The organism is Dyadobacter chenwenxiniae, assembly GCF_022869785.1.
GTDB lineage: Bacteria > Bacteroidota > Bacteroidia > Cytophagales > Spirosomataceae > Dyadobacter > Dyadobacter chenwenxiniae.
This window is the reverse complement of the sequence record NZ_CP094997.1, coordinates 6,577,540-6,589,730: the sequence shown is the minus strand read 5'-3', so window position 1 is coordinate 6,589,730 and position 12,191 is coordinate 6,577,540. Positions and strand designations below refer to the sequence as shown.

General features: G+C 43.6%; 12 protein-coding genes. 3 read left to right on the top strand and 9 right to left on the bottom strand.

From position 1 onward, the window contains the following. Nucleotides 1-59: 59 nt before the first annotated feature. Nucleotides 60-1,316, top strand: coding sequence for a M16 family metallopeptidase (locus MUK70_RS28205; protein WP_234657098.1), 1,257 nt, complete (start codon nucleotides 60-62; stop codon nucleotides 1,314-1,316). Between the two features lie 5 nt (nucleotides 1,317-1,321). Here MUK70_RS28205 and MUK70_RS28200 read toward each other — a convergent pair whose 3' ends face one another. Then, nucleotides 1,322-2,251: a glycoside hydrolase family protein gene (locus MUK70_RS28200; RefSeq protein WP_234657096.1), complete on the bottom strand. Its 930-nt coding sequence runs from the start codon at nucleotides 2,249-2,251 to the stop codon at nucleotides 1,322-1,324. A gap of 21 nt (nucleotides 2,252-2,272) precedes the next feature. Next, nucleotides 2,273-3,565: a M16 family metallopeptidase gene (locus tag MUK70_RS28195; protein WP_234657095.1), complete on the bottom strand. Its 1,293-nt coding sequence runs from the start codon at nucleotides 3,563-3,565 to the stop codon at nucleotides 2,273-2,275. Between the two features lie 91 nt (nucleotides 3,566-3,656). Here MUK70_RS28195 and MUK70_RS28190 point away from each other — a divergent pair, with 91 nt between their 5' ends. Then, entirely contained in the window at nucleotides 3,657-4,775 is a 1,119-nt protein-coding gene (locus tag MUK70_RS28190) for a glycosyltransferase family 4 protein (RefSeq protein ID WP_234657093.1), read from the top strand. On the opposite strand, the gene MUK70_RS28185 is transcribed toward MUK70_RS28190, so the two are convergent. The 3 genes from MUK70_RS28185 to MUK70_RS28175 form a co-directional block, all read right to left on the bottom strand. Then, on the bottom strand, nucleotides 4,776-6,182 hold the full coding sequence (locus MUK70_RS28185; RefSeq protein WP_234604037.1) for a tetratricopeptide repeat protein: 1,407 nt from the start codon (nucleotides 6,180-6,182) through the stop codon (nucleotides 4,776-4,778). A 77-nt stretch (nucleotides 6,183-6,259) separates the two neighbouring features. Then, nucleotides 6,260-7,258, bottom strand: coding sequence for an NAD-dependent epimerase/dehydratase family protein (locus tag MUK70_RS28180; RefSeq protein WP_234657092.1), 999 nt, complete (start codon nucleotides 7,256-7,258; stop codon nucleotides 6,260-6,262). A gap of 124 nt (nucleotides 7,259-7,382) precedes the next feature. Then, nucleotides 7,383-8,138, bottom strand: coding sequence for a hypothetical protein (locus MUK70_RS28175; RefSeq protein ID WP_234657090.1), 756 nt, complete (start codon nucleotides 8,136-8,138; stop codon nucleotides 7,383-7,385). Nucleotides 8,139-8,397: 259 nt separating this feature from the next. Between MUK70_RS28175 and metG the strand changes: the two genes are divergently transcribed. Then, a complete protein-coding gene (metG, locus tag MUK70_RS28170; protein ID WP_234657088.1) occupies nucleotides 8,398-10,467 on the top strand; it encodes a methionine--tRNA ligase in 2,070 nt (689 codons plus the stop codon). 63 nt (nucleotides 10,468-10,530) lie between these two features. Here metG and MUK70_RS28165 read toward each other — a convergent pair whose 3' ends face one another. From MUK70_RS28165 to MUK70_RS28150, 4 genes are all read right to left on the bottom strand, one after another. Continuing rightward, nucleotides 10,531-10,866 carry a hypothetical protein gene (locus tag MUK70_RS28165; protein ID WP_234604041.1) on the bottom strand — a complete coding sequence of 112 codons (336 nt, stop codon included), beginning with the start codon at nucleotides 10,864-10,866 and terminating at the stop codon, nucleotides 10,531-10,533. 271 nt (nucleotides 10,867-11,137) lie between these two features. After that, entirely contained in the window at nucleotides 11,138-11,560 is a 423-nt protein-coding gene (locus MUK70_RS28160) for an Hsp20/alpha crystallin family protein (RefSeq protein WP_234657086.1), read from the bottom strand. A gap of 105 nt (nucleotides 11,561-11,665) precedes the next feature. After that, nucleotides 11,666-11,815 (bottom strand): hypothetical protein, encoded by a 150-nt coding sequence (locus MUK70_RS28155; protein ID WP_234657084.1) that lies wholly within the window; start codon nucleotides 11,813-11,815, stop codon nucleotides 11,666-11,668. Next, complete coding sequence (locus MUK70_RS28150; RefSeq protein ID WP_234657083.1) at nucleotides 11,815-12,090, bottom strand: Rdx family protein; 276 nt, start codon at nucleotides 12,088-12,090, stop codon at nucleotides 11,815-11,817. Before MUK70_RS28150 ends, MUK70_RS28155 begins: the two co-directional genes overlap by 1 nt. Nucleotides 12,091-12,191 lie beyond the last annotated feature (101 nt).

The following is a 12,191-nucleotide window of genomic DNA, read 5'->3' as shown; positions in this document are numbered from 1 at the left end:
TCTGTTCCAAAGTTTTATTTGGGCGGTTTTGATCAAAAATTATTTTACTCACTGATATTATGATTCGTTACGAGCAGTTTACCCTGGATAATGGCTTGAAAGTTTTTGTTCATGAAGATTTTTCAACTCCGATGGCTGCTGTAAACATCTTATATAATGTCGGTTCCCGAGATGAAGATGAAGAGCGTACAGGATTTGCGCATTTGTTTGAGCACCTGATGTTTGGCGGCTCCAAGAACATTCCCAGCTACGATATTCCGGTCCAGAATGTGGGTGGAGAAAACAATGCATTCACTTCCCCAGACATCACTAATTACTACATTACATTACCCGCAGATAATATAGAAACGGCTTTTTGGCTGGAATCGGATAGAATGATGAGCCTTTCTTTTGATCCCAATGTGCTGGAAGTGCAGCGAAAAGTGGTGATTGAAGAGTTTAAACAGCGTTATCTGAATCAGCCTTATGGCGATATGTGGTTGAAACTGCGACCGTTGGCATATAAGCAACATCCCTATCGCTGGGCAACGATCGGTAAGGATATCGAGCACATTGAACGGGCAACAATGGACGATGTGCAAGACTTTTTCTTCCGGTTTTACAGGCCTAACAATGCGGTAATGGTCGTTGCGGGCGCTATAAAAACTGCGCAAGTTCGTGAATTGGCTAAAAAATGGTTTAGCGACATTCCTGCCGGTGCTCCTTATGTGCGCAATGTTCCACAGGAGGCTGCGCAAAGCGAAGCGAGGCACTTGGAAACTTCCGCTGCGGTGCCTTTGAATTCGCTGATCAAGGTGTATCACATGCCCGGCAGATACGATAAGGGCTTTTACGCAACTGATTTGCTGAGTGACATTTTGGGACGTGGGAAATCTTCGCGTCTGTATCAGAGCCTTCTAAAAGAAAGATCTATTTTCAACAGCATTTCCGCCAGTGTCACATCATCCCTTGATCCGGGCCTGCTTTTGATCAAAGGAAATCTGAACCCCAACGTCAGCCTCGAAGAAGCGGATGCAGCTGTATCCGAAATATTGAGTGAAATGGTGGCCAACGGGGCTAATGATGATGAAGTTATGAAAGTCAAAAACCAGTCGGAAGCTTCGCTGGCTTTTTCGGAAGTAGAATTGCTGAACCGTGCCATGAACCTGGCATTTGCAGCCAATGCCGGTAATGTGGATTGGGCGAACGAGGATGCGGAAATTATACGAAACCTTACTTCCGCCGACATTCACGAAGCGGCAAAATCAGTGTTACGACCAGAAAATGCTTCAACATTATATTACCGGGCAGAAGAAAAGCAGGCTGCGCTTGTTTAATGCTCCTATTGCGCGGAATGCTTCGGGAAATAAACATTAACTTCGGGATGCATGGTATAAAGTCGGAATTTGCTACCGTCATTCACCACTATCCCGCTTGATTTATCATTGCCGAGGATGGGATTTCCTCCGTATTTTTTCCATTGCACCAAATCCTTGGAAACTGCGACATTCATCGTCCATTCCCGCCAGTCTTTAAAGGCGGAAGCGTGGTAATAAGCGTAATAAAGGCCATTGTATTTGATAATCTGGTTAAAAGCGACTGCAAACTGGTCATACTTTTCAGGGCCGGTTTTGAGCACGGGTTCGTCCTGAACATTAGTCCAGACCTTTAAATCAGTGGAGGTTGCAAGCCAGACAGCTGCATCATTGCGTTCGTAAAAAAGATACCAGATCCCGTTCTCTTTCCAGACAGCCGGCGTGCCATAAGGCCCTTTTCCGATCGGCTGGCCGTTTTTGAGGCGAACATCCAATACGCCGTTATCTTTCCAATTCACCCTATCCCAAGACGTCAGCAAATGAGCCGTGTCGCCCCGGCTTTCAGCAAACATATAATAAATGCTGTCGGATTTGAGGACGCACATGTCTTCAATCCATAATGACGAATGGATGGGCTTTTTTCCCGATCTTTTCCATGCAATGCCGTCATTCGAAGTTGCTAATCCAAGATATTTAATGGAATCGCCTGTGGCTTTGGTATAACCGGTGTACCACAAATAATATGTACTGTCTTCTTTGAGAATGTAACCCCGCTCCCGGATTTTCTCATCCCAGGTTGTAGAATCGCCTGTTCCCTCAAAAAGCGGATTGCCTGAATGTGATTCGAAACTGACCAGCTCTTCTGGAAATTCCCCTGTCTGTTCGTTGGTTTGCTTGCGGTTACAAGCGATCATCAAGGTAAAAGCAATCCAAAGGAAGCAGCTAGGACGTATCATGTGGAGATAAACAGTTTTATACTAATCTTCGGGAAGAAAAGTAAGATAACTGAAATTCTCCTCTTTGAACATTTCCTGCGCAATCTCCTGCAATTGTAATGCGGTGATCTGCTCAATTTCCGTAAAGATTTCCGGAAGCGAATCCACGCGACCGGTATCCAGCAGACTTTTGGCCATCATCAGCATAAAGCTCATGTTACTTTCCTCAGACATTGCCAGTTGTCCCATCAGCTGCACCTTGGTTTGATGCAGTTGTAACACCGACAAAGGCACTTCGCGGATGCGCTTCAATTCTTTGTGAATGAGGGAAATGCTTTTGTTTAACTGCTTTTTTTCTGTTCCAAAGAAAATGCCCATAAAACCTGTGTCCAGATAAGGCGTGTAATTTCCTTCGATAGAGTAAACAAAACCATACTTTTCACGCAGGGAAAGATTAAATCTCGAATTCATTCCCGGCCCTCCAAGCAAATTGACCAACATAAAAAACGATAACCGTCTGTCATCCAGCAAAGGATAAGCCGGTTGGCCCATTGCGCATTGCGCCTGAGAAATAGAGCGTTCTTTTTGCTGACTCACAGGCACATACGCCAAGGGCGCTTGCCTGATCCTGGACGTTTTACGGTGCGGAATGTTGCCCAGATATTTTTCGGCAACGCGTATAACTTTCGAAAAAGGCAGCCTGCTTACAGAGGAAACGACAATGCGCTCTGTGTCAATGTTGTCGTTGATAAATTGCATTAAATCCGCTTTGCCAAACCTGCTTACGGTCTCTGCTGTGCCTAATATATTGTTTCCCAAAGCATGATCGGGAAAAATGAGCTGGTCGAAATCATCCTGAATCGCATCTTCGGGAGAATCAATGTACATCGACATTTCTTCCAAAATCACGTTCCGTTCACGCTCAATCTGCTTTTCAGGAAAGATTGAATGAAAGGTGATGTCCGCCAGCAGGTCCATGGCTTTATCGAAATGATCGTCCAGGACAGAGGCGTGAAAACAGATTTTTTCTTTGGTTGTATATGCATTCAGCTCTCCACCCACATTCTCCAACCTGTTGATAATGTGGTAAGAACTTCGTTTTTCTGTTCCTTTAAAGGCCATATGCTCCCAAAAATGGGCCAGGCCTTGCTGATGCGACAATTCATCGCGACTTCCGATATCGAGCATGATGCCGCAATGCGCGATTTGCGTATAAGGAACCTGCTTGTGCGCAATGCGGATTCCGTTGGCAAGCGTATGTAGATGATAATCTTCTGTGATTGGTAGTGTGGTGGATTTGGGGTTACCCTGTTTACGGACGTTATCTCTCTTCATTCCTTTTGAACACAAAATAGGCACCAATAATTTTCGGTGGTATCCACAAAATTACAGACTTTTGCTCTGAAACCCTTGAAAAGCACCAGTTATGCGTATCGGATTTGATGCTAAGAGAGCTTTTGCCAATAAAACCGGCCTTGGAAATTACAGCCGCTTCGTGCTGGACGCGCTCCTGACGTACGAAAAAAACCAAACTTACCTTGCCTATACACCCAAAAACAATGCAAAACTTTTTAGCGATTTCCCGCCGGACAACATTCGCCTTCCGCAGACTTTCCTAAACAAAAAACTCTCCGCTTACTGGCGTTATGCATCCATAACCACTCAGTTGAAAGCCGAAAATATTAATGTATTCCATGGTTTAAGCAATGAACTTCCGCAAGGGTTGCATAAGGCCGGGATCAGGTCTGCGGTCACCATTCACGATTTGATTTTCGAACGACTTCCCCATTTGTTCAAGCCCATTGATCGGATTATTTACAGACATAAATTCCAGTCAGCCTGCCGCCGGGCAGATTCGGTTATCGCCATCAGTGAGCAGACAAAGCGTGATCTGATCGCACTTTACAATGTCGATAGTGAAAAAATCCAGGTCGTTTACCAGGACTGCAACCCGATTTTTAAACAACCGATTGAAAACAGGGAAAAAGAACAAATCCGGCGTTTGTATGACATTACAGGGCCATACATTTTGTGTGTGGGAACGTTGGAAGAACGTAAAAATCAGCATAGACTCGTGGAGGCATTTGCCCATGTTGCAAGCAATGATTTTCAGCTTATTCTGGTTGGGAAACCGACGAGTTATACGCCTAAAATTTTAGAATATATTAAAAAATATAAGCTGGAAAACAAAGTTAAAATCCTTAGTAACGTCCCCACGGCACATTTGCCAGCGCTTTACCAGGAAGCCGAGTTATTTGCTTACATCTCTGTTTATGAAGGTTTTGGCATTCCCATATTAGAAGCATTGCACAGCGGAACGCCTGTTTTGGCAGCGAAAGGTTCCTGCCTGGAAGAAGCCGGCGGTCCAGGCGGATTGTATGCAGATCCTTATCAAAAAGAAGACATCAGCCATCAGCTTAGTAAACTGATCACTGATGCCGCTTTAAGAACACATCTTATAGAAGCCGGAAAACAGCATATTACTCAGTTTTCGGGCCAAAATATTGCTGGTCAGCTGGTGGATTTGTATAAAAATCTTCGCTGATTATTTTTCTCTGTATTGTTCGATAATCCGGAACAAAGCTTTCTGTTTCTCCAGATCCGGGAAAAAATCGAAAAGCTGAATATGCGCATCGTAATCGAGCGTCAATCCCGTTTCCAGGTTCAGCAATGCTTCACGATACGTTCCCGCGTGAATTTGGTAAACGGCCATGCGGTAATACAGGTCCGCTTCCTCAGGCATTTCATCGATCGCAGCCTGCAAAAGATCACAAGCGCGGACGTAATTTCCTTGCTCAAACAACACATGAGACCATTTTAGCCAGATATCCGGATTGGACGGCTCGATTTCTGCTGCTTTTTCAAAAGCTTCAAATGCTGAAATGACGTTACCAACCTTAAATTCGGTTTCTGCAAGCGCAAGCCAGTAATCGGGGTTTAACTCTGTGATTTGAATGGCTTTACGCAAAAAGCCTACCGCCTCATACCAGCGGCCCAACTCACTGAAACAGATTCCTAATCCATACCAGCCGTCGTCCCATTGCTTGTCCAGCTTAACGGTCTGACGATAATATTTAATAGCCGTTTCAAACTCCCCAAGCTTTTCATAGCAAGTTCCCAGGCAGCAGCAGGTTTCCGGCTGTTCGCCTTCAAGCTCAATTGCTTTCAAATATTGCTCTTTCGCATCCTCGTACTTTTCAAGGTTCATGTACGAATTGCCCAGTTGGAAGAATGCCGAAGCGAAATCTTCCTTCACCAATGTTGCATATTCGTAAGCATTCACCGCATCCTCATAACGTTCCAGTTTGCTGAATGCTATGCCGAGATTATACCAGGCGTGATGTGAAAACGGATCGCGGTCGACTAGCTCATTATAATATCCCAGGTGGCTTTCCAGCTGCCCCACCAGGTCAAGGCAATGGGCTAGCTCATACAGCGCACTCTCATTATTGAGGTTATTCCGAAGCGACTTTTTATAAAACTTGATGGCCTCTTCATATTTACCCCAATTCTGATAGGTCTGCCCTATCTGAAAATATATTTCATCCTGATCTTCAACACGTTGCAGTAAATTTTCCAAAACTTCAATGGCTTCTTCGAATTCACCCATCATATTGGAAATGGCAACCTGCATAAAGGAAATCTCAATATCTCCGGGATGGAAAAGGGAAGCTCTTTCGAGAATTTCCTGCGCAAGATCATGCTCACCTCGGTTGGCATGGAGCTGCACCATATTCAGTAAAAGGTCCAGCGAATACGGATAATCCGACAATCCTAACGCACAGGCTTTAAACGCCTTATCCCAATCTCCTTTTTCAATGTAGTGAACCGTTACTTTTTCATAAGTATCCAAATCAAAAAAAACCGGCTCACTTGTTTTAAGCATTCTTTCAAACCTGAGCAATGTTTCTTTCATATAATCCTTTCTTTCCCCAAAATTTTTCTCCATCATACAAACCGTCAGGTTAGATTTGAGGGCTAACGCACCACTAATTAATTAGAGAAAGTTATAAAATAAATTATCGTAATTCAAATCTTGCCGAGCAAACTTTCACTCACTCTGGCAACCGTTCGTTCAATGGGCTGAAACTGAAAACCCAATGCTTTCCGGACTTTTTCGTTGTCATACGTGATCTTTCTGGCAGCGGATTGTGCCGTTTCTTTTGTTATAAGCGGTTTTGTTCCCAGTAACCAAGTTCGCACTGCTTCAAACCGCCAGATCACTCCGGCCAGCCCGGCTCCCACCCTTAGCGACGGGCGTTTTTTGTGCATTGCATCGGCGATATTATTGAACAAATTTCTATATGAAATGCTTCCCCCGTTCAACAGAAATCTTTCACCGGAGATTTCGGACAACATAAGTTTAAATATTACTTCTGCTACATCATTGACATCCACATAGTTAGCAACGCCATCGGTATAGAAGGGCTTTTCATGATAAACATAACGAAATATTTGCGTGCTGCTTTTGTCCCAGTCGCCTTCGCCTAATATCAATGTCGGATTGACGATCACGGCATTCAGTCCTTCGGCAATGCCGCGCCAAACTTCCAGTTCGGCCAAATGCTTGGTTTTTGCATATTCAGAATTTTCAGGGGAGTCTTCCCAGCGGTGTGTTTCGTCTAAAATCACATCGTGCCCCGGAACGGCTTTTCGTGAATCCGGTCGACCGATCGCCGCAATGCTGCTTACGTGGCAAAGTTTTCCAATGTGTAGTTTAAGACAAACATTTACCACATTCGCAGTTCCTTCCACATTTACCTTATACATGGATTTGCGATCCTTTGGAATAAAAGAAACGACCGCAGCCGTATGCACAATGAAATCCATCCCATAAAAAGCCAGTTCCAACGCGCTGAGATCCAGAATATCCCCTTCAATCCATTGAATTTCAGATTCAACATCCGCTAAAAGGCTCCGATCGGAATTATGGCGATACAATGCGTAGACTTCATGGTTCTCAGCAAGGAACTTTCGCGCCGTTGCGCTCCCAACCAAACCTGTGGCACCGGTAATTAGCACTTTCATAATTGTTAGAACAAAATGTCAGGGTCAAAGTTGGCTGTAAAAAAGTGAATTCATTGCATAACAACAAAAAACCCTTTCTAAATCGCACCGATTCGGAAAGGGTATGCCATTCTAAAAATAATACTTACAGGCTTTCTGCTTGAACCAGATATTTTTCGAGTTTCTCTATCCTGGGAGAAAGGTCATCGATTTCGTTTAATTCAATCGCAAAATCTGCTTTTAATCCTCCCTGAACTATTTCCGGCTTATCTTTCATCTTCTGGATCAGGCCAGGCATTGCTGCTTTCGCTTGTTTATGCAAATTCAAGCTTTGCTCAATTTGTTTTTCAAATTCGCTGACGAGTAAATTATATTGATCATCAGCAACCTGGCCTTTGATTTTATTCATTCCTTCAAAAATAAGTGTAAAGCGCCCACATTCGGAATCGATTAGTTCTTTCGTCAAATAGGCAATTAGCGCGTGGTCGTCTGACTTTATTACATCGTATTCCTGCAGAATCACCTTTGCATACTTGTTCCGAAAATGCCGGATCAGCAACGGATCTTCCTCATGAGTTTGTAAAAAGCGCTTATATGTCTGTACAATCGCATCTTTTTGCGCGCCTGTTAATTGTGCATTCTCCGCAGGCAACGGAATCGGAGCCGTTTCATTCAGCCTTGCTTTTAAGGCACGTTCCGCATCAACCAACTCTTTGGTTATCACTCCGTTCTTTGCAAGGAAATAAGTTGGGTATAACGCATCGTCTTCGGTTACCGCCTTTCTAAAATTGTAGCGTTTTTCCGCTTTTTTCAGATCACCTTCCTGATTCTCCGCGCATCCAAAAGCGGCAATAAGAACAAGAGAAAGGATTAGAAGCCTTTTCAATATGTATATTTTCATATAGAAATTTTTGACAAAATTGGACTTGATTTGACAAATAATGACGGACTGCTGATCGCTATGTCTAAGTGTAATTTGGTAATACAATTTGGGAGAGATCGAACCTCCTGGAAGTTAAGACAATTTAATAAAATTTTATTTACATAGTATCACCTCCCCGTTCTGAAAGCGTTTTTACTAATTTTACGTTTTGGAATGCTGCGGAACTCGAGAATGTTTTCAAAGCGCCACCTTATTTATATTATCTGATTCTAATAAAATGCCGATTTCCAACCCAAAACGATATACTGTTACCGCCGCGCTGATCTACGCCAATGGCCCAATTCACATTGGACATTTGGCTGGATGTTACATACCGGCTGATATATACGTTCGCTACCTGCGCTCCAAAGGGAAAGACGTTGCCTTCATCAGCGGAACCGATGAACATGGCGTCCCGATCACCATTCGTGCTAAAAAAGAAGGGTTGACGCCGCAGCAGGTTGTAGACAAATATTATGCGCAAATCGATGCTTCCTTTAAAGAATTGGGTATTTCCTTCGATATATATTCCAGGACGAGCAAGCCGGTCCACCATGAAACTTCCCAGGAGATTTTCAAGGACTTGTACGATAAGCATGTTTTTGTTGAAGAAACAACAGAACAATATTTTGATGAGACAGCGGAACAATTCCTGGCCGATCGCTACATTGTCGGAACCTGCCCTGTTTGCGCAAACCCGAATGCTTATGGTGACCAATGTGAGCGTTGTGGCTCCACATTGAGTCCGCTCGAATTAAAAGATCCGCGGTCGATGCTCTCAGGTGCGAAGCCGATTTTAAAGGCGACCAAAAACTGGTATTTGCCTTTGGACACGATGCAGCCAGACATTGAAAACTACATTAACAGCCACAACGAGTGGAAAACGAATGTTTTCGGGCAATGTCAGTCGTGGCTAAAAGATGGCCTGAAGCCGCGCGCTATGACGCGCGATCTGGATTGGGGAATTAAAGTGCCGCTTCCCGAAACAGACGGAAAAGTTTTATATGTGTGGTTTGAAGCACCCATCGGCTACATTTCTGCGACAAAAGATTGGCTGATCCAAAAAAACGGAACGGCAGAAGGTTGGAAAAAATGGTGGCAACCGACGGTTCCTGGCGAAGAGACCAAGCTCGTACATTTTATAGGTAAAGACAACATTGTTTTCCACTGCATTATATTTCCTGCAATGCTGATGGCGGAGGGCAACTACATTTTGCCTGATAATGTGCCTGCAAATGAATTTATGAACCTTGAAGGCGACAAAATTTCCACTTCAAGAAATTGGGCGGTCTGGCTTCATGAATATCTGGAAGAACTTCCCGACAAGCAAGATGTGCTCCGTTACGTTCTTACAGCCAATGCACCGGAAACGAAGGACAGTGAGTTTACCTGGAAGGATTTCCAAACGCGAAACAACAGCGAGCTGGTTGGGATTTATGGCAATTTTATAAACCGCGCTATTGTATTAACACAGAAATTCTGCGACAGCAAAGTACCCTCAAGAGGAGATTTGCAGGAAATTGATGAACAGGCATTGAAGGATCTGGCCGAGTTCCCTGCGCGCATTGCTGAATCGCTGGAGACATATCGGTTCCGGGAAGCGCTTACATTGATCATGGACCTGGCTAGATCCGGAAATAAATATCTGGCGGAAACGCAGCCCTGGCATGTTATCAAGACTGACCCCGAGAGAGTTAACACCATTCTGAACATTGCTTTACAAATTTCAGCAACATTGTCTATTGTTTCGGAGCCTGTGCTGCCGTTCACTGCTGTCAAGATCCAGGAACAGCTCGGAATGAGTAATAAGACTTGGGATTATGCTGGTAATCAGGATCTTCTTTCCCCGGGGCAGCCGGTTTTGGAAGCGAAACTGTTGTTTGAGAAAATTGAAGATCACGTGATCGAGAAACAAATTCAAAAACTACACGAAGCAAAACGAATGAACGAGCTGGAAGGAAAAACAGTAACGGCGATCAAACCTGAAATTCAATATGATGATTTCGGGAAAATGGACATTCGGGTGGCCACAATTGTTGCTGCGGAGAATGTTCCAAAAAGCAAAAAGCTGCTCAAACTGCTCGTCGATATCGGCGTTGAACAGCGAACCGTGCTGAGCGGAATTTCTGAGCACTTTTCAGCAGAAGAAGTGATTGGTAAGAAAGTTTTGTATCTGGCGAATCTTGCGCCCCGGAAAATGATGGGACTGGAAAGTCACGGAATGATCCTGATGGCCGAAGACCGCGACGGGAGCCTGGCCTTTGTCCAACCCGGAAAAGAAGTTTGGAACGGCGGAACGGTAAACTGATTTACCAGCCACATAGGAAAGCGGCTCTTGGGAAACCAGGAGCCATTTTTGTTTGCTTAACTATTATTGAAATTCCTGCTTTACCTGATCATACAAAGTATAAACCTTGTGCACCAGCACTTCGCATTCTCTGTCAGACAACTGGTCGATTGTGTTGCTGACGGCATTGGAAACGACCTTCCCTTCCTCATTCACTTTCACCCCTTTTTGCTTGATTACGCTAAGGATTCCTTCCCACTCATTAATCAGGCTATCCGAAAAATACCGTGGCTCGATAATGTTGAAATATGCCGACTGTGATTTTAACTTTTGTTTAAGCTGGCCGGAAGCACTTGAAACTCTAAGTTCTTCTACAAGTTTCGTAAGCTCAATATAAGCGAAGATATTTGATTTTTTCATAACGTTGAGATTGGAGGAGTAATATATAAAATATGGTCGCTAAGATACAGATATGAAACCCCTTTTTTTACTAAAAACTAAAATGTTTACGCTATCTTAATATATTCTATTAGCAGGGTACAATTTTAGAGAAAACAAATTCCATATGCTTCACCGATAGGCCCTAACGTATAAGAAACCGGCTTTTTCGTAACTAAATTTTGATATATGACACATAAAAAAACCCGATAGTTGTAACTATCGAGTGACTTTATTTAGTACAAAATGGCTGTTACCAGCGCTCTATATTCACTTTTCTGTGGTAATCTCCCTGTTCGTCTCCGAAAGGAAGAAAAAGGATCAGATGGCGCAAAGTATCGTCATATTTTGCGGTGATGTTTTCAACGTCAACCCCGTCGGGAATGACGAATGTATTGATGAAACGTACTGTTCTCCACTGCTCTTCATCGGACAAATTCTCCTGAGAAAATATGGGCAACAAGTGAAATAGTTTAAGATTATTAGAATTTTTCTTTCCTTTTACTACTTCCAATTGAAGATCTTCAACCTCGATGCCTGGAACCTTCACAACTACTTCAAAACCGTCCGATCCTCTATCAAGCTTTATAGCGGGCTCACTCATTCCACCATTGATTGTGTTGATAAAATCAATATTCATCAACATCTCCTGGGGTATTTTCAGTTTGCTTTCCATAGCTATCGCGTTTAAGATTCACAAGTTTTATCTATTAACGAAAAACTACGTGCCAAAGATTATTCTTTGATTAAAAATCGAAAATATATTAGTTAAGGTCATTTCCTAACCGCCCAATGCACCGTTTAAAGCACTTTTTCTCCAAAAATCCATGAAAATATCCCATATTTGCAGTGAATAGCCAAATGCCAAAATTGCAGTAACCGCTCCCCACCAGGCGACAAATTGTCCTGCTTTCGTTTCTAAGAAGCACATTATCGATCAGAATGGCCGAGACTGCGCTCGGGATCGATGTGATCGCGGATCAGTTGCTTCACTTCCTTAGGCTCCGGAAAGCGGCCTTCCCGTTTTCTATCCCAGATAACAATTTCTCCTATGGTTATGATATATCTCCCGGCAACTTCTGATGGGATCAATTGAACTCCATGTAAGTCATCGGTGAATGTGGTGAGTAATTCCTGCGCCATCCAGGCAGATCGGAGCAGCCAGCCACATTTCGGGCAGTACTCAATGTTGATCGTAGGTTTCATCTGATAATGCTGATTAGGCTTCCAAGATATCAAAAAAGCCGTGAAGGATGTCCCTCACGGCTTTCGATGTTAACCTAACCCTTTAATCTTGTGTGAGAAAT